This is a genomic window from uncultured Lacinutrix sp. (assembly GCF_947500605.1).
In the GTDB taxonomy this organism is placed as follows: Bacteria; Bacteroidota; Bacteroidia; order Flavobacteriales; family Flavobacteriaceae; genus Lacinutrix.
Genome location: NZ_CANMSJ010000004.1, coordinates 238891 through 261915, shown reverse-complemented (window position 1 = coordinate 261915; position 23025 = coordinate 238891). Strand labels below are relative to the sequence as shown.

General features: G+C 31.6%; 25 protein-coding genes. 8 read left to right on the top strand and 17 right to left on the bottom strand.

Features of this window, described 5'->3' with window-relative positions:
• Positions 1–49 precede the first annotated feature (49 nt).
• Entirely contained in the window at positions 50–367 is a 318-nt protein-coding gene (locus tag Q0935_RS08240) for a hypothetical protein (RefSeq protein ID WP_299250712.1), read from the top strand.
• 139 nt (positions 368–506) lie between these two features.
• Positions 507–878 (top strand): hypothetical protein, encoded by a 372-nt coding sequence (locus Q0935_RS08235; RefSeq protein WP_299250714.1) that lies wholly within the window; start codon positions 507–509, stop codon positions 876–878.
• A gap of 23 nt (positions 879–901) precedes the next feature.
• Here the strand turns inward: Q0935_RS08235 and Q0935_RS08230 are convergent, their stop codons facing one another.
• The 6 genes from Q0935_RS08230 to Q0935_RS08205 form a co-directional block, all read right to left on the bottom strand.
• The gene (locus Q0935_RS08230; RefSeq protein WP_299384474.1) at positions 902–2329 is read right to left on the bottom strand and encodes a mannosyltransferase; all 1428 of its coding nucleotides are present in this window, start codon (positions 2327–2329) and stop codon (positions 902–904) included.
• A 146-nt stretch (positions 2330–2475) separates the two neighbouring features.
• The gene (locus Q0935_RS08225; RefSeq protein ID WP_299384662.1) at positions 2476–3966 is read right to left on the bottom strand and encodes a cellulose synthase family protein; all 1491 of its coding nucleotides are present in this window, start codon (positions 3964–3966) and stop codon (positions 2476–2478) included.
• Positions 3966–4658 carry a glycosyltransferase family 2 protein gene (locus Q0935_RS08220; RefSeq protein WP_299250718.1) on the bottom strand — a complete coding sequence of 231 codons (693 nt, stop codon included), beginning with the start codon at positions 4656–4658 and terminating at the stop codon, positions 3966–3968. Before Q0935_RS08220 ends, Q0935_RS08225 begins: the two co-directional genes overlap by 1 nt.
• Positions 4659–5495 carry a toxin-antitoxin system YwqK family antitoxin gene (locus Q0935_RS08215; RefSeq protein WP_299384469.1) on the bottom strand — a complete coding sequence of 279 codons (837 nt, stop codon included), beginning with the start codon at positions 5493–5495 and terminating at the stop codon, positions 4659–4661. It lies immediately after the preceding gene.
• Between the two features lie 29 nt (positions 5496–5524).
• Entirely contained in the window at positions 5525–7165 is a 1641-nt protein-coding gene (locus Q0935_RS08210; RefSeq protein WP_299384466.1) for a 4Fe-4S dicluster domain-containing protein, read from the bottom strand.
• Positions 7166–7174: 9 nt separating this feature from the next.
• Positions 7175–8476 carry an FAD-dependent oxidoreductase gene (locus tag Q0935_RS08205; RefSeq protein WP_299384461.1) on the bottom strand — a complete coding sequence of 434 codons (1302 nt, stop codon included), beginning with the start codon at positions 8474–8476 and terminating at the stop codon, positions 7175–7177.
• Between the two features lie 259 nt (positions 8477–8735).
• On the opposite strand from Q0935_RS08205, the gene Q0935_RS08200 reads away from it, so the two are divergent.
• From Q0935_RS08200 to Q0935_RS08180, 5 genes are all read left to right on the top strand, one after another.
• Complete coding sequence (locus Q0935_RS08200; protein WP_299384457.1) at positions 8736–9452, top strand: DUF547 domain-containing protein; 717 nt, start codon at positions 8736–8738, stop codon at positions 9450–9452.
• Positions 9453–9483: 31 nt separating this feature from the next.
• Positions 9484–10404 carry a hypothetical protein gene (locus Q0935_RS08195; RefSeq protein ID WP_299384455.1) on the top strand — a complete coding sequence of 307 codons (921 nt, stop codon included), beginning with the start codon at positions 9484–9486 and terminating at the stop codon, positions 10402–10404.
• A 90-nt stretch (positions 10405–10494) separates the two neighbouring features.
• Positions 10495–11499: a glycoside hydrolase gene (locus Q0935_RS08190; protein WP_299384452.1), complete on the top strand. Its 1005-nt coding sequence runs from the start codon at positions 10495–10497 to the stop codon at positions 11497–11499.
• A complete protein-coding gene (locus Q0935_RS08185; RefSeq protein WP_299384448.1) occupies positions 11496–12227 on the top strand; it encodes a hypothetical protein in 732 nt (243 codons plus the stop codon). The genes Q0935_RS08190 and Q0935_RS08185 overlap by 4 nt, the downstream gene beginning before the upstream one ends.
• A complete protein-coding gene (locus Q0935_RS08180; RefSeq protein ID WP_299384442.1) occupies positions 12224–13489 on the top strand; it encodes an outer membrane protein assembly factor in 1266 nt (421 codons plus the stop codon). The genes Q0935_RS08185 and Q0935_RS08180 overlap by 4 nt, the downstream gene beginning before the upstream one ends.
• A 21-nt stretch (positions 13490–13510) precedes the next feature.
• Here Q0935_RS08180 and Q0935_RS08175 read toward each other — a convergent pair whose 3' ends face one another.
• The 4 genes from Q0935_RS08175 to Q0935_RS08160 form a co-directional block, all read right to left on the bottom strand.
• On the bottom strand, positions 13511–13810 hold the full coding sequence (locus tag Q0935_RS08175) for a hypothetical protein (RefSeq protein ID WP_299384437.1): 300 nt from the start codon (positions 13808–13810) through the stop codon (positions 13511–13513).
• Positions 13811–13877: 67 nt separating this feature from the next.
• Positions 13878–14567, bottom strand: a complete 690-nt coding sequence (locus Q0935_RS08170; RefSeq protein ID WP_299384433.1) for a TIGR04283 family arsenosugar biosynthesis glycosyltransferase — start codon at positions 14565–14567, stop codon at positions 13878–13880.
• A gap of 92 nt (positions 14568–14659) precedes the next feature.
• Positions 14660–15547 (bottom strand): DUF547 domain-containing protein, encoded by an 888-nt coding sequence (locus Q0935_RS08165; RefSeq protein ID WP_299384429.1) that lies wholly within the window; start codon positions 15545–15547, stop codon positions 14660–14662.
• A complete protein-coding gene (locus tag Q0935_RS08160; RefSeq protein WP_299250742.1) occupies positions 15544–16425 on the bottom strand; it encodes a sterol desaturase family protein in 882 nt (293 codons plus the stop codon). The genes Q0935_RS08165 and Q0935_RS08160 overlap by 4 nt, the downstream gene beginning before the upstream one ends.
• Positions 16426–16511: 86 nt before the next feature.
• Here Q0935_RS08160 and Q0935_RS08155 point away from each other — a divergent pair, with 86 nt between their 5' ends.
• Positions 16512–16997 (top strand): DUF962 domain-containing protein, encoded by a 486-nt coding sequence (locus tag Q0935_RS08155; RefSeq protein ID WP_299384424.1) that lies wholly within the window; start codon positions 16512–16514, stop codon positions 16995–16997.
• A gap of 80 nt (positions 16998–17077) precedes the next feature.
• On the opposite strand, the gene arsM is transcribed toward Q0935_RS08155, so the two are convergent.
• The 7 genes from arsM to Q0935_RS08120 all read right to left on the bottom strand — a co-directional run bounded on the left by arsM (position 17078) and on the right by Q0935_RS08120 (position 23022).
• Entirely contained in the window at positions 17078–18046 is a 969-nt protein-coding gene (arsM, locus tag Q0935_RS08150; RefSeq protein ID WP_299384422.1) for an arsenosugar biosynthesis arsenite methyltransferase ArsM, read from the bottom strand.
• 86 nt (positions 18047–18132) lie between these two features.
• Positions 18133–18945: a purine-nucleoside phosphorylase gene (locus Q0935_RS08145; RefSeq protein ID WP_299384417.1), complete on the bottom strand. Its 813-nt coding sequence runs from the start codon at positions 18943–18945 to the stop codon at positions 18133–18135.
• A 5-nt stretch (positions 18946–18950) separates the two neighbouring features.
• Complete coding sequence (locus Q0935_RS08140) at positions 18951–19673, bottom strand: T9SS type A sorting domain-containing protein (protein ID WP_299384414.1); 723 nt, start codon at positions 19671–19673, stop codon at positions 18951–18953.
• A gap of 12 nt (positions 19674–19685) precedes the next feature.
• Positions 19686–20285, bottom strand: coding sequence for a TIGR04282 family arsenosugar biosynthesis glycosyltransferase (locus Q0935_RS08135; protein WP_299384409.1), 600 nt, complete (start codon positions 20283–20285; stop codon positions 19686–19688).
• A 10-nt stretch (positions 20286–20295) separates the two neighbouring features.
• Positions 20296–20838, bottom strand: a complete 543-nt coding sequence (locus Q0935_RS08130) for a rhodanese-like domain-containing protein (RefSeq protein WP_299384406.1) — start codon at positions 20836–20838, stop codon at positions 20296–20298.
• A 19-nt stretch (positions 20839–20857) separates the two neighbouring features.
• Positions 20858–21685 carry a metallophosphoesterase gene (locus Q0935_RS08125; protein WP_299384403.1) on the bottom strand — a complete coding sequence of 276 codons (828 nt, stop codon included), beginning with the start codon at positions 21683–21685 and terminating at the stop codon, positions 20858–20860.
• 2 nt (positions 21686–21687) lie between these two features.
• Positions 21688–23022 carry a sodium:solute symporter gene (locus Q0935_RS08120; RefSeq protein ID WP_299384400.1) on the bottom strand — a complete coding sequence of 445 codons (1335 nt, stop codon included), beginning with the start codon at positions 23020–23022 and terminating at the stop codon, positions 21688–21690.
• Positions 23023–23025: the final 3 nt, after the last annotated feature.

Below are 23025 nucleotides of genomic sequence, written 5' to 3'. Positions count from 1 at the left end.
ATAAAATAAGATGACGGTTTCGCTAAAGCGGAATTAAAAATAATAAGTAATGAAAAACAGACACGAACATTTAAAGAGGGTTATAGTAGACTTTAAAAAATTAACTCCAGAAATTTTGGCAATGTTAGTCGAAAAGTTTCCTGATGGTTATGATGATCGCGATGTAGTCTCTTTTAAGAATGCAAAAAATGAGTTAATTGAAGCTGTAGAGCTTATTACCGAAGACACAAAATACTTGGTAAAAGTAAGTGCAAAGTTAGAAGTTACTATGGATAATTACGACGAGGACGATTACGAAGACTTCGATGATAACGATCCAGAAGCTGTGCAAGATCCAGAAATGGATGAAAGCGATGACGATTTTTAAAAATAGAACTATTTTAATAACATTAAAACGATAAAAAGCGAACATATTATACCACTATTTTAGGCAAGAGATTACGGTGTTTTACTAGAAGTAAAGTATAGTTATCAAAGATTTTTAAATAACAATTAAACTATTCAAAATGAAGTCAAAAAATATAGTACAAGTAGTAATGGTAGCTTTTTTTATGTTAACGCTATCAAGTTTTAAAGGTGAAACTAAAAGAGTTTCTATAGTTCAAGAAGAGCAAACAATCTCAGCTATTTTCGATGGTGCTGAAGATTACGGATATAATTTTATTTTTACTAACGACGATGAAGACGAAAGTACAATAACGTTTCAAAATGTTAATGCAGATATTTTAAAAGCATTCGATTTAAAATCTGAAGCATTAATTGGTACTAACATGAAAGTAACTTATACAATTGTAATTGAAACAGAAGAAGATGAAGATGGTTTTGAAAGTGAAACTGAAATTCTAACAATTACAAAATTAGAAAAAATTAAAAAGTAATAGATTTTAAATCTTAAGTTAAATTAAAGACTGCCTTTTGGTAGTCTTTTTTTTGTTATAAAAACTTCCCAAATAAAGACGCTAAAAACGACCATGTATTCCAAGCCAATAACCCATAAATTCTCGGTGTTATCTGCATTTGCATACGCGAGATAACTAATTATAACAATAAAACTCCATATTAAAGGAAACTTATAATTAGTAAATACGCTTAAAATTAGAATGGTTGCAATATACCAAGGATGCACCGTTGTACTTAAAAATAAGTATACAGTAAAACTAAAAAGCATTGCAGTAATTAGTTTTTTTGTATCTATTTTTTTTCTAAAAAAAGATAAAAACAGAATATATAAAACTGTAATAACAGGAAGTGCTTTGCCAATTATAGCAATCTCGTTATAACCTCTAAACCGGTAACCAATTTCTCTAGCAATGTAATAAATACTTGCATTAAACTCGAAATTACCAAACCATAAACCAACAGTTTTACTGTAGTTATTTATAAATTGAGTCGAGAAAAATGGAGTAAAAAGGAGCAGTGTTGTAAGTATTATAATGGAGTAAAAAGCGACTAATTTTGTAATGCCTTCGAAAATGGGAACTTGCTTTTTGTCTTTGATATTATTAAGAGATAATTCTGTTTGGTTTGTTGTTGTGTTTCGCTTCGAAAACCACCAAAAGAATAAAGGTAGAAACATAAGCGGAACTAGTTTAGTTGTAATTGATAGAGCAAAAACAACAGCAGCCCATTTCCATTTATTGCAATGTAATAAGTATAAACTCCAGACAAGAAAAAAGACCATTACACCTTCAAAATGTAAGTTACCTGTAAGCTCAATTATTATAAACGGATTAAGTATAAACCAGAAAATATTGTGAACGGGAAGGTTTAGTTTTTCTAATAGTTTTTTACCAAAATAGAGTGTTCCAAAATCTGCAGCAATAATTAGTAATCTTAAAACCATAGCAGCTCCAACAATACTTTTATTGGCGAAAATACCAGCGATAATAAAACACAACTGATTTATTGGAGGATAGTTTGTAAAATGACTTCCGTTTAATGCTCCCATGCCAGCATATAACTCTTCAGCTTGCGCAATTGGAAATTGATTATTTGTTATAAATAATTCTGGAGTATAGAGGTAGGGATTAAGGCCTTCTAGAATAATGCGTCCATCCCAAATAAATCTATAAAAGTCTTGAGAAAGATTAGGAATTGCTAGTATAAATAGTGCTCTAAATATAAAAGCTGCAAGTGCTAAAAACTTAAAATTATCTTTGTTTAGCTGTACAAGTTTATAAAATATAAAGAATAAGGCAGTATATAAGACTATAAGTTTAAGGTGTGCTGTGCGTTCTAAATTATAAGCAAAAAGACTATAAAGTACTGCGCTTATTAAGACTAATAATAGCGGTAGTTTTTTTGTTTTAAATAGAATTGAATTAAACACGGTTAAAGCTACGTTTTTAATTTAAGAGCTGAACATTGGTATGTGCGTTAACGATTGATGCGGCATCCTTTTTTGCCACTAAAAGCAAAAAAGATATAGCGGAAAGCGTGGTGCAGATTTTTTATCTGTAAACTCCCAAAATAAAATTAAGCTTTAGATGTCAACGATTTAAAAAACACAAAGCCAAAACCAATAAAAAGCATAAGATGGAAAGGGAATAAACCAAAATCGCCACCTTGATCTCCAACAATAAATGCACTGTACATTCCAAATGCGAAATAAAGCATTAATAGACCTTCGAAAATAACATTTATTGAGATGTTCTTTTTTAGATATTTGTTGCCTTTCCAGCTATCTTTAAGTGTCTTGATGTTAAATTTAGGTGTACGCACAAATTCACTACGTTTTCCAATATGTCCTTCTATAACAGCTATGGAGTTGTGTAAACTAAAGCCCATTGCAATAGAGAAAAAGGTAAAAAACATGCCAATATATTTTATAAAGTTTTTAAACCCACCGCCATAAGAGCGTTTGTACATGTGCCAATAGCAAACAAAGAAAATGATGGTGCTTATTACAAAGAAACTCATAACATAAAAGTATGGTTTTAAGTGTGCATATTCATTTTTAATATATAGCATTGGGATACTTAGAATACCAACAATAAGTACGTTTAAAAACATGGTGCTGTTTAGCAAATGTAATACACCGTGTAATTTTGTTTTTGGAGAAATATTCTTGCTTTTCAAGACTCTCCACATCATTTTTCTAAAATTTTCTGCACCACCTTTATTCCAACGGAATTGTTGAGAGCGTGCAGCACTAATAACCACTGGTAATTCGGCAGGAGTTACAACATCTTCAAGATACTCGAATTTCCAGTTTTTAAGTTGTGCTCTGTAACTTAAATCTAAGTCTTCGGTTAATGTATCTCCTTCCCAGTTTCCTGCATCTAAAATGCATTCTTTGCGCCAAACACCTGCTGTACCATTAAAATTAATAAAATGACCTTTAGAGTTTCTGCCTACTTGTTCTAGAGTAAAATGTGCGTCTAGAGCAAAGGCTTGAATTTTTGTTAGCGTAGAGTAGTTTCTATTTATGTGTCCCCAACGTGTTTGTACAACACCTATATTATCATCTGTAAAATGTGGGATAGTTTTTTTTAACCAATCTGTTTGAGGTAGAAAATCGGCATCGAAAATGGCAATAAACTCACCTTTTGCAATTTTTAAACCTTCTTTTAAAGCACCAGCTTTAAAACCTTCGCGATTAGTTCTGCAAATATGAACGATGTCCAATCCTTGTTTTTCTAATGCTTTAATTTGAGCACTTGTGGTTTTTACTGTATTATCTGTAGAGTCGTCTAGTACTTGAATTTCTAGCTTGTCTTTAGGATAATCCATAAGCGCAATGTTTTTAAGTAAGCGCTCCATTACGTATTCTTCGTTAAAAACAGGTAATTGTATTGTAACGTAAGGTACTTTGTCTGGATTATTAAAATCTAAAAAAGGTGTTTTAGCTTTCTTTTTTTGTGCAGAAAGGTAATTAACAAGCAGGTTCAGTTGAGCCAAGGCGTACATGAAAATAAGCACAAGTGCTACCGAATAAATAATAATAATAACTAAATTTAAATAAATCACTTTTTAAAACTGTATTTAAAAATCCATCCTAATATCTTAAAGCCTGCAAATATACTGCCTTTTACTGTTCCTGATACTTTAGATACACCAATTCTTTGTTTGTATCTAACAGGTATCTCTATATAGGTGAGTTTTTGTTTTAAGGCTTTTAGTTGCATTTCTACTGTCCAACCATAGGTTTTGTCTACCATGTTGAGCGCTACTAACTTGTTGTATTTTATTGCTCTAAAAGGACCTAAGTCTGTAAATTTGGCGTTAAAAAATAGTGACATTAAAAATGTAGCTAGCCAATTACCAAATACTTGTTGCGGTGTCATTGAGCCACCTTCTCTAAGTTCTTTAACTCTAGAGCCAATTACAAAATCTATATTGTCATTTATTATTGGTGCTGTAAGTTTTGTTAATTCTTCTGGATAATCGCTATAATCACCATCAAGAAAAACAATAATATCTGGTTTTTCACTAAGTTTAGCAATATAATCCATGCCTTTTAAGCACGCATAACCATAACCTTTATTGTTTTCTGTAAGTACTGTTGCTCCTGCATTTTTAGCATTTATAACCGTATTATCTGTAGAGTTGTTATTTATAACAATAACTTCTTCTACAGTTTTTGGAATGTCTCTAATAACATTTGCAATGGAGTCTTGCTCGTTATAAGCAGGAATAATGACTTTTATTTTGGGCATTTATTTAAGATCACTTAATTTATTTTCTTTCTTAAAAGTGGCTAAATCTGTCCACGTTTTAATTTTTTTTCCTTCGGAAAACTTACTTGCAGCTACTAGATTTTCATGCTTGTACATTAAACAATAACCATTTTTTTGGTTGTTTTTTAATTGGCATCTATGGTTTATTTTTTCCATAGCATCGTAAAACAACCACCAATTGGCTTTTGCACCATTTACAAAATGACCTTCTTTTTCTTTAGTGCCATTATTTCTGTAAAATTTCCAATAGTTGGTTTCTATTCCAGATTTATAATCGCCTTTTTTTTCTAGCTTACCATTCTCGAAATAATAAGACCAAAAACCATTTTCTTGTCCGTTTTTAAAATGACCTTCAGATTTTAGGTTACCATTATTATAATAGTTTGCCCAATATGCTACAGGTTTTCCGTTTGCAAAGTTACCTTCTTTTTTTAGTTTACCACTAAAGTGATAGAATTTCCAGTAACCAATAAAAAGCCCATTATTATAAATGCCTTCTTGCATTAAGTTACCATTGGTAAAATGCTCTTGCCAGAAGCCGCTTTTTTTATTGTTAATAAAAGTACCTTGAGCTTCTATCTTATTGTTCTCATGATAAAAGCTCCAAAAACCAGTGTGTAGGTTATTATTAAATAAACCTTCTTTTTTTAGGCTTCCGTTTGGGTAGTAGAATTTCCAATAGTCTGTTTTAGCAGTATTTTCTATCCAACCTTCGGCTTTTAGCACACCATCGTTATAGTAAGTCTTTGAGTAGGTTTTTTCCGCGAAAGCGTTAAAACAGATAAGCATTACTAGTATAAATAGTATTTTTTTCATTTTAATTTAAAGTGTGTAAAAGCAAAAACTTAGTTCTTATTTAATAAGTCCATTAAGTCAACGTCGTTTCCTAATAATACTTCAGTCGGATTAATTCTTCCATCCATACTATCATTCTCTAACTTTAATACACCTCTAGGGCAAACAGCGCTACAAACACCACAACCTACACAACTAGAACGTACTATGTTTTCTCCTTTTTGAGCGTATGCACGTACATCTATTCCCATTTCGCAACTGTTAGAACAGTTACCACAAGAGATACATTGTCCTCCATTTGTTGTAATTCTAAATTTTGAGAATAAACGTTGTTGGATTCCCATAATAGTTGCCATTGGACAACCCATTCTACACCAAGCTCTGTTTCCTAAAATAGGATAGAATCCTGTGCCAATAACTCCAGAAAAGATAGAACCAATTCCAAAACCGTAGAAGCTTCTTAATGCGCTATCGAAATTATAGGTGTTTTGGTTTAAACCAAAAGAGAAATAACTAGCATTAATTTTTATTTGACTTAAGTCGAAAAACGAAAAGAAGATTAAGAAAGCTATAGTTAAAATATAGTAACCAACTGCGCCTCTTAATGCGCTTTTATTTAATTCTTCTCTTTTATAATATAATATTCCAGCAAATAAGACTGTTAAAAATACACCAATGCTAATTAAAAACACACCTTTTGTAAACCAGTATTTTTCTGAGTCGTAACCTAAGTATGTTGAGATAACTGCAACTGTTGTTACTATAGAAAATACTAAGACAGAGTTAATCATCCATCTTTCAAACTTCCATGCTTTAACACCTTTATCGCTTAATTGTCTAAAAGAATCTCCAGCTGTTTCTGCTAATCCACCGCAACCACAAACCCAAGAACAATACCAACGTTTCCCGTATTTGTATGTTAAATATGGAGAGATTACAAAAACCATAACAATACCTAGAATTAAGAAAAATAATCCAACAGTTTGTGCATTTATAAATTGATCTACTCTCCATTGATCGAAAGCATAATAATTTAAAGGCCACATGTTTTTAAGGTCGTTATATGGTAATGAAAAGTCGTCTGAATTTAAACGTGCCATTAATTCTGGAATTACAAAAGCGAATGCAGTTTGAAAAAACATTACGGAACCTGTACGTAATTGTTGGTAGCGGTTATGCCTGTATTTAAGCATGAATTTATAACCAAAGGCTAAAATTGCAACAGTATATAATGTACCGTAAACAAACCATTGGCTGGCATTATTACCACTTAAAAGATTACTTAAAGGATCGAAAAGTGCAACTAAACCTGTGTTTTCAGCTCCATTTGTACCCAAGCCTAAAAACTCAGGATAGAAGTAGAGTACAATATAAAATAAGGTTAAAAAGATACCTAACGCCCAACCTAAAACACCACGTGAGGATATGGATTTAAACCAAACACCATCGTTTTTTATACCTTCTAGTTTTGTAAGGTAGGCTTCTCTAGAATATACAGCTGTACCGCCAATAATAAGACCTAGCGATACTGCTAAAAAAACAGCTCTATTAGGGAAGTCTACATTAAAGATAGCTAGTATTAGTATAAATAATCCAACCAAACCAGCGGCTAAGGCTATTTTTTGCTTTGTAGTTATGTTTAGAGCATCTGGTGACGCTAAAGACATACTGTGATCTATTTTATTACTCATTTTATTGGATTATACTGTTTGTAATTGGTTATTGTAAGTTGCTATAATTTCTTTTTCAAAATGCTTGTAAAACTCTGGGTCGAAGTTGGCTTCTTTTAGATTTTTTATTACATAATCTACATCTCGTTTTTCGGTTAACCAACGGTCGAATGTTTCGTGTCGCATTCTAATTCCAAAAGTGTTAATTCCTAAAAAGGTATTGTCTGTTGTGCTGTAACATACAGTAATACATTTTGTGTCGTCGTCGTGTTTCCAATGAAAATGTGCTTCATTTTCTCTTGGTTTTGCAAATACCCAACCGTAAGTTTGATATTCTATATCTAAAAATTTAGCAGAATTAAACCAATGACCTGGCTTGTATTCCATAGTATTACCGCATATGGTTTGTGCTAATACTTCTCCCATCATTCTCCCAGTGTACCAAACGGCTTCAATTGGTCTGCGTTGTCCAATACCTCCATCGCGTTGCTCTGCACAATCACCAATAGCATAAACGTCTGGAATATTTGTTTCTAACTGTCTGTTAACTAAAACACCTCTATTAGTTTCAATATTAGACGTTTTAATAAAATCGATATTAGGTGCAACTCCAGCAGTTAAACCAACAACATTACATTCTATTTCTTCTCCTGTTTCTGTAATGACTATAGATTTTACTTTTCCGTTTTCGTCAGATTTTATTTCTTTTAAATTAGTAGATAAGCGTAAATCTATATGGTGGTTTTTAATATGTCTGTTAATCATGGCGCTTTCACCTTTAGGTAAAACACCATTCCAAAAACTATCTTCTCTTACCAAAAAGGTAACTGGTATGCTTCTAGAATTTAACATTTCGGCTAATTCAATACCAATTAATCCACCACCAACAATTACTGCACGTTTACAGGTTTTATTGTCTGGAGCATTACGCTCTATACTATCAAGATCTTGCTTGCTGTATAAGCCTTGTGCTCCTTCTAAATCTTGTCCTGGCCAACCAAACTTGTTTGGTTTACTACCAGTTGCAATTACTAATTTATCGTATTGTAATGTGTCTCCTCCAGCAAAACGAAGTGTTTTAGATGCTGTTTCTACTGTTTCTACAAAACCTTTTTTAAGTTCAATACGATTTTTTTTCCAAAACGAATTCTCGTAAGGTTGCGTATGCTCGAACTTCATGTGTCCCATATATATGTACATTAATGCAGTACGCGAGAAAAAGTAATCGGTTTCGGCAGAAACGATGGTGATCTTTTTGTCAGAATTTTTTCTAATGTGTCTGGCAACAGTTACACCCGAAATTCCATTTCCTATAATAACTACGTGTTCCATATTTTGGTTTGTTTTTTTAATTCTATTCTTACTAGGTCGTGTTACAAGATAAAAACTTAATCTTTAAGAGATATTTAGAATAGATATAAATTAGGCCTCTTTGTAAGGTTTTTTAAGCCAATGAGACGAGAATTTTTTTAATATTTTTTTGAAAGTTTCTAGAAGTTTCTAAGACTGAAGCAAAAGTTATAACAAATTGAAAGTGAATTTTATCTGAAACTTCTTCAGAATTATATTAAGGATTAAAACAAATAGTAATATGAAAAAAATAATAATAGTAGCATTAATCTTATTAGGAGGCTTTTCCGCGAAAGCACAAAACTTAGACACATTTTTTAAGCAAGCAGATGCTTTTTTTAAAGCGAATGTTTTAAACGGAAAAGTAGCTTATGATGCTATTAAAAAGGATAGAAGCTCTCTAGATGAAGTGTTAAAAACAGCAGATGGTATTAGTGTAACTAAGAGTGATACTAAAGACTATCAAGCTTTTTGGATAAACGCTTATAATTTATCTGTAATTAAAGGATTAATAGATAATTATCCATCAAAATCACCTTTAGATGATAAAGGTTTTTTTGATAAAACAAAACACAGTTTAGGAGGTAAAAGTATAGTGCTAAACGATATTGAGCATAAGCTTTTAAGAGCACAATTTAAAGATCCTCGTTATCATTTTGTTCTAGTATGTGGAGCTGTTGGTTGTCCTCCATTAATTAGCAAGGCCTATATGCCAAATACGTTAGAAGCTCAGTTGCAAAAGCAAGCTGAATTAGCTCTAAATGGCACTTATTTTATTAAAGTAAATGCTAAAAAGAAGCGTGTTGAAGGTTCTAAAATTTTAGAATGGTATAAGGAAGATTTCACTATGAATGGTAAAACAGAGATAGAATATATTAATACTATTAGAAAAGAGAAAATACCTGCTGATTATAAGTTAACATATTTTGAATACGATTGGAAAATAAATAAACAATAATAATTAAGACCAAAAAATAAAACCAGGAAAAATGAAAAAAATTATAACACTAACGTTAATATTAACGATTAACTTTTTAGGATTTTCGCAAGAAGATGAAGGAACTACAAGAAGTAATGTTCAAGAATTTACACCTAGTAAATTATTAAATAAAGGGCAATGGGATATTAAATTTTTTAATAGCCTTTATACACAAACAAAAAGTACAGGAGAAGGTACAGGAGAATCTTTTGATATTGATAGACAAAATTTTTTCACTAATACTACAGAGATTTATACAGGTGTAAGTAATAATTCTAGAATTAACGTTGGTTTAATTGTACAGGTTAGAGCAAATAATTACGGAGGACAAAGCGCATTTAGTGTTTTCGATTTCGATAATAATGGTACAGATTCCAGAAGTGGTTTTACAACTATTGCACCATCTATAAGAGTTCAGCCTTTTGCAAGTGTGCCTAATTTTTCTATTACTAGTTCTCTTTACTTACCAATATTTAAAGACGAAGCAGTTTCTGCATATTTAGATAAAAGAAGTACATTTTGGGAAACTAAATTTTTCTACGATAAAACATTTGGTGGTGGAGACTGGCAAATATTTACAGAAGCCGATTTTGGATTTAACTTTGGAGAATCTAGTACAGATGCCATAGAAAGTGGAGATGCTGTTAATATAGGTGAGCGTTTTGCTAACAACAGTTTGTTTTTACCTGTAAGTGCTTTTTTAAGTTATTTTCCATCAGCTAAGTCTACATTATTTGTAAATGCTCAACAGGCTTTTTTAATTGATTTGGGTAACGAATTCGAACAAAATTATACACAATTAGGTTTTGGTGGTAAATACCAATTAACACAAACATTAAATCTTGAAGCATCTTATGGTAAAATTGTAAGAGGTAACAATTTTCAAGGTTTAGGGAATACTTTTAGCTTAGGTGTTAGAGCTTTATTCTAATAAGTTACATTTTAAATAAAATTGTACAGATAAAATATCCCGCTTTATTAGCGGGATCTTTTTCTTATATTTCGTGAATAATTTAACTCTATGAAATACTTTAATCTCCTTTTTCTATCTCTAGTTTGCATGTTGCAATCTTGCACATCACAAACTAAGATAAATGGTGTAAGTTTTGTTTCTTCTAGAACGGCAATTACAGAAGAGCACGTAAATCCTGTGGTAGAAATTAACGCGAACTTTGCAGCGGTAATGCCTTTTGGTTTTATTAAAAATTTAAATAATCCAGAAGTTATTTACAATACCAAACAACAGTGGTATGGAGAAAGTAGATTAGGTGTAGAGCAGTATGCAAAAAGTTTAGAGGCTAAAGGCGTAAAAATAATGCTTAAACCTCAAATTTGGGTATCAAGAGGTCAGTTTACTGGCTATATAAAAATGGAAACCGAAGCTAATTGGAAAAAATTAGAAGATTCTTATTCTGGTTTTATTTTAGAGTATGCTAAGTTGGCTCAAGATATTAATGCAGACATTTTTTGTATTGGTACAGAATTAGAGCAATTTGTAAGTAATAGACCAGCGTTTTGGAATACAATAATTGTAGATATAAAAAAGATTTACAAAGGGAAACTTACATATGCTGCAAATTGGGATGAGTTTAAACGCACACCTTTTTGGAGCGAATTAGATTATATTGGAGTAGATGCTTACTTTCCTGTTAGCGACAGCAAAACACCAACTGTAAAAGAGTGTTTAGAAGGATGGAAAACACATAAGCCAGTAATAAAAGAGGTTTCAGATAGGCATAAAAAACCTATTTTGTTTACAGAATATGGGTATAGAAGTATAGATTATACAGGCAAAGAACCTTGGAAATCTGATAGAAGTGAAGGGTTTGTAAATCTTGAAGCGCAGAACAATGCTACTATAGCTCTTTTCGATGCTTTTTGGAAAGAAGATTGGTTTGCAGGTGGTTTTATATGGAAATGGTTTCATGATCATGCTAATGTTGGTGGAGAAAACGATAATAGATTTACACCACAAAACAAGCCTGTAGAAAAAATAATTAAATCACATTTTGAAAAACTGAAATGAGAATAGTAACATTCATATTAATTAGTTTAGTTCTTGTGTCGTGCTCTAATGACGATGATGGCGCACTAGATTCAAATGTGTTGTCTGAGTATTTGAAAAATCGAATTACAGAAATGGGATCGGTAATTGCTTGTGCTGCTAGTGATATAAATGATAGTAATACTATTTTAACTTTTTATTATCCAGAAGTAGGAGCAACAGATATTCGTTTTTATGAGACAGAAACAGTAACAGTTAATAAATTCGAGTATACTAAATACAAGCATCTTGTTTTAGAAAGTGAGCCTTTTTTCAATGGTTATTTAGGTCAGTTTACTACACAATCTTCCGTAGAAAAATGGATAATTATTACATACGAATTAAATAATGAGATTAAAATCTCCAATCCTATTCGTACAAAACAAATAGATAAGCCAACTGTTTGGAATGCTAATATTACTGTTGATTTAGATGAAACATTAATGCCTCATTTTTCATGGGAAGCAAATGTAGTTGGAGATAATGCTATATACTTTCAAGTTGTTTCTAAAGTTAATAATGATCTTGTCTCTGGAACTTATACTTATGAAAATAATTTTAAATTTTACGATACTTCAAATGTGGTTTTAAATATAACTGAAGGTTTTCCGGAATTAGAAAACAATACAAATTATAACTTTACATTAATGGATGTTAGTCTAGATAATTGGGTTAATTTAGTGTCTCAAAAAGCTTTTAACACACAATGAAATATAGTATAGTTATCCTTCTTTTATTTGGATTTTTTTTAAATTCTACTTTTGCACAAGAAAAAGTGATTTTAGATTTAAAGGTTCAAGGTAATAAAAAACTTAAGTCTTCATTTGTAAAAAAACTATCTAAAGCAAGAGCAGGAGTGTCTTTAGATTCTACAATTTTAGATGAAGATATAAAGAGATTAAAACGTTTGCCTGGTGTGGCACATGCTTATTATCAAGTGTTTCTTTCTCAGGAAAATAACTATAATGTGTTTTATAATATTGAAGAGAATTTTACGATTATACCTTCTGTTAATATCTATACTACTAACGATGATGAGTTTGCATACAGATTAGGCTTGTATGAGTTTAATGCACTTGGACAGAATATTACATTTGGAGGTTTTTATCAAAAAGATATATTTAGTTCTTATGGTCTTAATTTAAGAGCTCCATTTCTATTTAGCAGAGAATTAGGGTTAGCTATTAATCATCAAGATTTAAATACAAAAGAACCGGTTTTTTTCGATAATACAACATCAGACTATAAATACCGAAACAAATCTTATGAACTTCTTGCATTATACCAACCTAACTTTAAAAACCGTTTTGAGGTTGGAATTAACTATTTTTTAGAAGAATATAATTATTTAAGTGGTGCAACTAATCCATCTGTACCACAAGAATTATCTGTTAAGAAGCTATTGTATAAAGGTATTTATGAATATAACAATCTAGATTACTATTATCAATACGTTTCAGGTTTTAAAAGCATATTTAATGCACAATATGTTACTTCTATGAGTAATGATTTACCAGAGTTTATTATTGCTTGGAACGATTTCCATTTTTATAAAAGAGTAGGAGATAAAGGAAATTGGGCGAGTAGAGTGCGTATTGGTTTTTCATCTAACGACGAGACTCCTTTTGCACCATTTTCTGTGGATAATAATTTAAACTTAAGAGGCGTAGGTAATACTATAGATAGAGGTACAGGAGCTGTTGTAGTTAATACCGAATATAGGCATACAATTTATGATAAAAGCTGGTTTGCGCTTCAAGGTAATGCCTTTGTAGATGCTGGTTCTTGGCGAAATCCGGGAGGTGATTTTGGTGATTTTGGGAAGTCGCAAAACATTAGAGTTTTTCCTGGTTTAGGTTTACGTTTTATACATAAACGCATATTTAATGCTATTTTTAGAATTGATTATGGTTTTGGCGTTACCAAAGGAGAAACACAAGGATTAGTTTTTGGTATTGGACAATATTTTTAAGAAAGAGGAGTAAACAGCCTGTTAATTACTCTCTTTTAATTCTTTTTCAATTTCTATTTTAGCTTCCCTAAGTTTTTTTAAACCGTCATTAAGTTGTTGCTGTTTAGCAACATTAGCAGAGTCTAAGATTCTTAAATGTTCTTCTTCTTGTAGCTTAATTTTTAGTTCTCTTTGCTGTTTAAAATTTTCACGAGCTACTTCGTTTGCCTTTTCTTGTTGTTCTATTCTAACTTGTTTTTTTAAGTGTTTCTTATATAAAACAACGCTTGTAAGTACACTTATTAATAAAATACTAAGAATGATTTTGAGCGATTTATTCATTTTTATAATATGGTTAGATTCTGTTATTGAATCTTAAAAATATTGATTTTTAGTAAACTAAAAAATATTAACCAATATTTTTTTTGTAATAAACATGCAAATCATTTGCACTAGCTCCAAACCATTTTTTTAAATAAATTGCCCAAAAATGATATTGTAACTTCCAGATTCCATGGCGTTTATAGAGCCTGTCAGATGTTTCTATTTTTTTATTGATAACAACAAATTCGTTACGTTTGTAAAGCTCATTAATTAAGATGTTGTCTTCATAAATGGTATAACTTTCATTAAAACCACCAATATCTTCAAATAAAGCTTTTGTTATAAACTGACTTTGATCACCGCCTCTACAGGCACGCCAAGAAAATTGTGTAAGCCAACTCGCTAAACGTAGCCACCAATGGTTATTGTTGAAAGTTAAACGAAAACAACCTGCTTGATTGTTCTGTTTTACTTCATCTATAATATATTTGTCGTAATGAGTTGGAGGAAAAGAATCGGCATGTAAAAAGTATAAAATCTCACCTCTTGCTACACTTGCGCCAATATTCATTTGTTTGGCTCTTCCTTTTTTAGAATGGATAAGCCTGACTTTTAAATCTAAATTTTCTACTATTTCTTGCGAGCCATCTGTACTGCCTCCATCAATAACAATAATTTCTTGTATGTTTTGCAACGAAGCATTGTCTATTAAATGAAAAAGGAGTTTTTCAATAGTATCGGCTTCATTTAAAATAGGAATTACTATTGAAATCATAAGCTTCACCTTCTGTCATTCCTGCGAAGGCAGGAATCTACTTTTAAGTTTTTTGTTTTGTGGATTCCTGCCTTCGAAGGAATGACAAAGTTTTAGTTATTTAAGTCCCAATTATAATCTAAATACGATTTGTTTGCTTTTTCTGAAATCGAAATAACCGAATACTTATTTAAAAAGTCTATTAAAGAGCCATTTTGTTCGAAATCTTTTTTAAACCATTTAAATATTTTAGATAATTTAAGGTTGTTCTCAGAGATATCATTTCTATTTTTATCAGATAAAAACTCTTTAGTAGCATTTGTTAATTGGGCTTCTAAATTTGAAGCTGTAAAGGCTTCGTTTTGTAATTTAGGACAAGAAAATGATGCACATACAATAGCAAAATGAATTCTTGGTTCATCCATTTTTCTAAGTATTTGGTGTTCTATTTCTTCTAAATTATACCATTTATCACCTAGTTTCCATAAACGTTGTTCCCAAGGATCTTTAATGTCTTTTATACTTTGTAATGGATAGTTTCTAAGAATTAAATCTACTGTCATAGCATTGTAAGCATTAATCCAATAAACCAGTTTATCTTCCTTTATCCATCTGTTATTAGGCATGCTTGTTCCTAACGATGTAATGTAATTGGTTAGTGCTTTTCTACTAGATTTAAAGCTTTTGTAGTCTACATTTCCTGCATCAGATACATGTTGAGCTAGTAGCTTATTCCACTCATTGTGGTTAAAAGCTTCGGTGCTTGCAATTATAGTTTCTTGTATAGTAGTTTCTTTAACTTTAGGAGTAACTTCAACTTCTATTGGAACTTCAGTTGCGGCAGGAATTTCTTCAGCTTGTAATATAGTTTCAGTTTTAACTTTAGCCTCAACCTCAACCGCTTCTTTAGGCTCTTCTTTTGGAGTGTTTTCTACTATCTTCTTGGTGCTAGAACACGATGATAAAACTAAAGCAAATACTAATACTATTAAATATCTCATTTTTTTAATGGGTATAATTCTTGACTAATAAAATCTTTTGGGAATGTTTCGTCTCCATCAAAACCAAGTTCTATATCTCTACCATTATGTGGTATATAGTTTGTTTTAAAAAGATAATCCCAAGTACTTAATGTCAGTCCGTAATTAACTCCAAACCTTGCGTGTTCAGGCAATTTTTTTGCATGATGCCAAATATGCATTTTCGGATTGTTAAAAACATATTTTAAAATGCCATAATCCCAACCTAAGTTAGCATGGTTTAAATGGCCTACTGTAATGCTAAAGAAATGAACAATAGCAACATGTTGCGCGTCAAATCCTCCAATTATAGCAATAGGAATGTAAAGTAACGATTTGTAGAGTATAGGTTCGGCCCAATGGTAGCGTAAATGAGCCGCAAAGCCCATTTCTTTAACGCTATGATGTACTTTGTGAAAATTCCAAAGCCAAGTAAAACGGTGTAGTAATCTATGTGTGTTCCATTGGGTGAAATCGCTCACGATAAAAAAGATAAACAAGCCTAACCACAATGGTAAGTTATCGACATCAAACAATTGGAAACTTGAAACAGAAAGCCCAACTAAACCTAAAATATCATTAAAAAATGCGGCAGTAGTATCTGTTAAAGCAATAAGTACTATAAGGTTTAAGATGAAAAAATTGAAGAACATGTAAAAGGTGTCTAGCCAAAAATCTTTTCTAAAAATAGATTGGTCTTTTCTCCAGGGAAATGCGATTTCAAGAATCCAAACTAGAATTGAAATAAAAATTAAACCATAGAAGTAATTATCCCAATGGTTTATTGTTATAATTTCGTTTTTAAGATAATTCCAATAGCCAGAATAGGCATTTTTTATAATGTCTAAATATTTTTCCATGTAAAAGTTCTGTCGTAAATTTAAAGTAAAAATAACATATTTTTGTTGGAGGTTATTTTGAAACCATTCATTTAATAAATAATAGTATGAGAAAAATAGATAGTCTTTTATCAGAATATGGTGAAAGCCACCAAACAAAATTTAATAAAATTGTACACTATTTTTGTGTTCCTGCTATTTTCTTTAGTCTTATTGGCTTGTTTTCGGCTATACCAATAGGTTCTTCTTTGCAGGAAGTTGTACCAACTGGATTAGCTCCTTTTATGCATTTAGGGACTTTAATTATAGTTTTGGGTTTGTTTTATTACTTACGTTTATCTGTAACGCTTTTTGTTGGGATGTTGTTTTTTTCAGCTTTAGTCTTGTTGGGAATAAATGTAATTGCAAACTCTAATATTGCACCTGTTTGGGTGATAATGGTTGCTATTTTTGTAATCGCTTGGATTGTACAATTTGTTGGACATAATCACGAAGGAAAAAAACCGTCATTTTTAAAAGATGTTCAATTTTTAATGATTGGTCCAGCTTGGACAATGAGTCATTTATTTGAAGCTTTAAAAATCAAGTTTTAAGCATTATAGAAATCTATATAAAAATAAAGCCCAATATGTAATTTGCATATTGGGCTTTGTTTTTTATTTAAGATTGCTTATTAACAACATCCTCCACCATCGTAATGGTAGGTAGATTCGCTAATAAAAATATCGTCTCTTCCTAAAGCAGCTATATCTCCTGCTGTTTTATCGCAAATAGCAATTGGCTGATTTTTAAGTAATATGTGTCCTTTTTTGTCATCGAAAAAGTCTTGGTCTCCATAATAAATTGCTGCTTTTCCTGTAAAAATACATGGTCCATCTTCTGGCATTGGATCTTTAATGGCTGCAACTTCTATAGATTCTATGTAAATTAACTCTTCTGTTGGATAATTTTTAGGATCTAAAATTCTGTAAGGCTTTCTAGCTCTAATTTCTATGGTTCCAAAACCTGCATCTGTTAACGCTTTTACGTATTCTGCAATTGGTAAGCTTCCGCTTAAGCATAAAGCACGTAATCTGTCGTCGTTACGTAAAGTGTCATTCATTGGTTGTTCGCAAGTAGGATCGCTCATTACTAGTTTTCCATGAGGTTTTAAAACGCGATACATTTCTTCTATAGCTTTCTTTAAATCTTCAGCTTTAAAAATATTGAATAAGCAGTTTTGTGCTGCAACATCAATAGAATTGTCTTCAACATTAAGGTTTAAAGCATCGCCTTTTACAAGGTCTACAAAATCACTTTTAAACCAATCGTTTTCAGCTTCAGCTTCAATAAAATTTTTGCGAGACGCTTCAAGCATTTCATCTACAACATCAATACCTATTACGCCTCCTTTTTGACGATTAAAGTAAGCAAACTGTAATAGCTCCATACCACCACCAACACCAACGTAAAGCATTTTTGGATTATTGGTTAAATCGCGAGCATTAACAGTACTACCGCAACCATAGTTCATTTCTTGCATTATGCGAGGAATCTTTAAACCTGGTAACTCCCAAATAGGATTGGTTGTACAGCATAATCCAACATCTGGAGTTAATGCTGCTTCTTTATATAAATCGTTTGTTGCGTCTAGGTAGCTCATTTTTTAGTGTTTAGGGAACAGTATTCAATCTTCAATTCACAGCATAGATTTTACTGTTTACTGAAGATTAATAAGCGCCTACTTATTTATAATGTTTTTATTAATCCTTTAAATAAAGTAATCATATCTGGTTCTGCTTTACCTGCCATAGCAATGATTTCGCTAATATCTACAGGCTTAAGGTTTTCAGGATCACACTCGTCTGTTAAAACTGAAACGGCTGCTACTTTTAAATTTAAGTGGTTTGCTACAATAATTTCTGGAACAGTACTCATTCCAACAGCGTCTGCACCCATTATTTTAAGCATTCTGTATTCTGCTCTTGTTTCTAATTGTGGTCCAACAACACTTGCATAAACACCTTCGTGAAGCTTTATGTTATTCGCTTTTGCAATGGCTTTAAATTTTGAGTTGATTTCTAAATCGTAAGGTGCGCTCATATCTGCAAAGCGCTCACCTAGTTTTTCAACACCTTTAAATGTTAATGGAGAACCACCTTGTAAATTAATATGGTCGTCTAAAAGCATTAATTCTCCTTTTTTATAATCAAGATTAATGGCTCCAGAAGCATTAGAAACTAATAAGGTTTTAATACCTAGTTTTTCCATTACACGAACAGGATACGTTACATCTTGTAACGTGTAACCTTCGTATAAATGAAAACGGCCTTGCATAATAATTACTGTTTTACCTTCTAAGATTCCATAAATTAATTTTCCTTTATGGAATTCTACTGTTGCAGTAGGAAAGTTTGGAATATGGTTATAGCTAACTTCTTTAATAATTTCAACTTCGTTAATAAGTTGTCCTAAGCCAGTTCCTAGAATAATTCCAATTTCTGGACTTTTAAATCCTTTGTCTTGTAAGTATTCTACAGTTTCATTAATATATTTGATCATTAATTTTATTGCTTAATAAGCTTCTTTGTAATACTTTTACCTTCGGCTTTAATTTCTACCAAATATACGCCAGAATTTAGTGAAGATAAATTTAAAGTTTGATTTCTTAAAGAAACAGTATTAGCCTCTAATACTTTTTTACCAAGCACATTATATAAGCTTATATCTAAGCTTAACTGCTTAGGATTCGAAATCTCAATTTGATTGTTTGTAGGGTTTGGGTAAAAAGAGACGTTGTTTAATAACTCGTTTTCATCAACACTTAAGGTACCACAATCTGGTCCTGAAGGTGTATTTAAACTTACATGTCCCCAACGTTCATTTATAGTTATACATTGTATAACAATATAGTCGAATTCTTCTAAAGTTACAGAAGGAGGAATTGAAAAAGTCATCATTCCAGTTATTGGAGATACTCCTGGTCCTCCAGTTCCACCACCATCGTTCATTAATTGTTGTGTGCTTACTTCAAGAGCATCAGATCCAGTTGCTTCTATGTTATCGAATTTAGATAAATAAACTCTTAAATCTGCTCCTTGAACAGTTTCGAAATCAGATTCGAAAATCACATTTTTATTTCCATTTGTTTCGAAAGTAATATTTCCAGTTCCACTAATACTATAAGCTGGATCACTCTGTATAAATGTTCCACTTCTTGAACATTGCGCATTTGCTAATTGAAAAAAAGCCGCAAAAAATGCAGCTAAATAAAGTAGTTTTGTTTTCATAATCGTTTTGTTTTATTTTAAATATTTATTAAAAATATCGTAAGGCTTTAAGTCTTCGACATAATCTATGTCGTTTAAAGTCTTTAAAACATACAGACTTGAAGTTAATTTCGAGATGGTTTGTTTATAAACAGTTTCTGTTCCCCAATTTTCAATGTTAAAAACTGATGGATTAAGTGTTTTCATGCCTAATAAATAATAACCACCATCTTCAGCAGGACCAATAACATTATCATTAGTATCTAATTGTTTAAAAGCTTGATTTATTATTTCGCTATTTAAATCGTATAAATCACTACCAACAATTATTATTTTCTCGTATCCTTTTTTAAAACCATTTTCGAAAGCATTTTGCATACGTGCACCTAAATCGTCTCCAAATTGTTGGTGTTTAGAAAATGTTTCTGAATCCCAAATATCGTCTTCTCTAATTTTTACAGAATAGTAAACGGCTCTGTCACAATCTAATTTAGAAAGCACATTTTTAGTATGCTCTAATAAAAACTTGTAAACTTCTAAAGCAGAAGCTTCACCAATACCTTTTGCTAAGCGCGATTTCACCTTGCCTAACTCTGGGTTTCTTGTAAATGTAATGATGAGGTTTTTGTGCATTCTAGCTTAATTATTTTTTAGATTTCTTTTGTTTCTTTTTCTTCTCAACTTTTGGCTCTTCTTCATAAATTTTATCTCCTTTTTCAAGCCATTTACTCCACTCTTTATTAAAAGTGTGGACTTTATTGGTTTCTTTTTCTTCGGAATCTATAATACTGAAATCCTTGTTTTTCCATTCGAAAATCCCTCCATATAAATTATAAACATTTGTGTAACCTGCTTTTTTTAGTTTCTCACCAACGGTTTCACTTCTAATACCTAATGAGCAATAAACTACTATTTTTTCATCTTTATTAGGGTATTGTTTTTCAACTGAAGCAATATCGAAATTATCATAACCAACACAAACAGCATCTTTTAAATGGCTGACTTTATATTCCTTCGGTTCGCGAGAATCGAAAAGTATAGCTTCTGTTTTTGGCATTGCGAGTTCTTCAACTGTAATATAAGGCACGCCATTATCATTGTATTGTTTAAGTAAATCGTCTATGTTTTTTTGAGCTATCGCTTCCGCAGAAAAAAAAGTAAAAAGAAGTATTAGTATGTATTTCATAATAGTTAAAAATAATGCTTTAAAGCGTAATCCCAAAACCTTGTAAGCCGCTTTCTATAGCAGGTAGTATTTCTGTATTATCCCAAATGCCAGTAATTATTGTTCTAGCATATTCTTCTGGCAATAAACCGTTTTGCATGAGTTTGTTTGTAAGCTTATGGTTATAGTCGAGATTATAATGCGAAAATTCCAAACTTCCGCTAGTGTCATCTAAAATAGCGTACCAAACTTGAGGAGATCCATCGTTGGCAGGCATGCCAATTACACCAGGATTTAACCATAGTTTATTTTCTTTTTCTTGGTTAAATGGCAATCCGCAATGTCCAGCGATAATAACATCGCTTTCTGTAGTTTCAAAGTTTTTAGATTTTAGTTCCCAATCTGTAGATTTAAAAACAAATTCTGAAACATTAAAATAGTCGCCATGTACAACAGTTACTTTTTTATTAGCGTAGGTAAATGAAATATGATCTGGTAAAGTTGCTAAGTATTCGATTGAATTTTTAGATAATTTACTCTGTGCAAAAGGATACCATAATTTTGAAAAACCATCGCAACGAGAGCCTTCTGTAAAATCGCAACCACAGTCTTCTGCGCTTTCAGCTAATTGTATTTCTACATTACCTAAAATGCTTTTTGCTTTCCATATTTTAAATAACTGAACAGTTTCTTCTGGCTGTGCACAGTACCCAACAATGTCGCCTGTGCAAATGCAATTTTCTGCAGGAATGTTTTCTTTTTCGGCAATAGCTTTTAAAGCTTCAAGTGCTTGAAGATTACTATAAACACCACCAAAGAGAAGTGTTTTGCCTTTTATTAGGCCTAAATCTGTTATTTTTTTATTCATATTTATTTACTTAACCACTTTGGTATAAAATACACTGTAATACAACTTATAATGCCCCAAACATTTACCCATAGTAAATCGGCATACTTTCCTTCTGTAAAAATTAATGCTTCTGGAAAGGCTTTAAAAACTAATAGAAAACCAAAAATTAAGCCACAAAATATACTTAAGTAAAAGCTGATTTTTGGGACTTTAATATTCCAAAACAAAAAAACTGGTGTTAGCCCAATGACCATTGTTCCAGAGATTGTTGTTGCCGAGAGAATTTCGGCATCTAAAAAAACGGGTAATGTTCCTAAAATTGCTATCGCAGCCATAGAAACTCTACCAAAAGTTAAGTCTTTTACCATGCCTAAATCTATAGCGAGTAATTTTGAGAAAGATGAAAATGTAGAGTCTAAAGTTGAGGCTGCAGAGGTTATCATTATAAAATTAATAACTAGTAATATAATAACACCAAAGGCTTTACCAACTTCTACTGCTGCTTGGCCTTTAAAACCTTGAGTTTGTGCGTACACTCCAATAACACTAAAAAGCATAATACAAATGGCGCCTAGTAAACTAGCCCATAAAAAACTTTTGCGCGTTACTTTTGGTGAGCTTATAAAAGCTCTGTCTGTTAAAACGGGATCGTGAAACGGATAACTAAAAGATTGAATAATGGCTGCGAAAAATAAGTTTAAACCTAATTCGAAAGTCCAAGATCCAGAAGTAACAACATCTGTGGCGCTAAAATCTTCAATTGAAAATATATTCCATAGTATCACTAATAGTAAAATAGCAAAAAGTACCATTTGTATAATGTCTGTAAAAATAGAACTACTTAAACCTCCTTTAATAGCATAAGCGAGTGTTAATAAAGTGAAAACAATAATGGCTAAATAATAGTTGTTACTACCAGTTTTTCCAAAATAACTACCAATTACCATGGTGTTACTCCATACTTCATTAAATAAACGTATAGCAATAAGAATGGAAAATAAAGCCATCGCTCCTTTTCCAAATTTAGTAGTTAAGAATTGATGAATGCTTTCAAATCCGCCAACAGTCCTCATTTTGTAAATAAGTAAACCTGCCACTGTAAAAGATAAATAATAACCAGCATAAGCTACACCACCCACAATACCAAAATCTAAACCTAAATTTGCGGCATTGGTTATACTCTTGGCAAAAATCCATGAGATAATAAGGCTGCCTGTAAGCACTAATGTATTTGGCGCTTTCTTTTTATGGACTGCCTTAAAAAACTGATCTGTAGTTTTTGCAAATGGAGACAATAAGAACAAGATTAAACTTGATCCCACTACTAAAATCCATTGCCATATTTCTGTACTCATCTT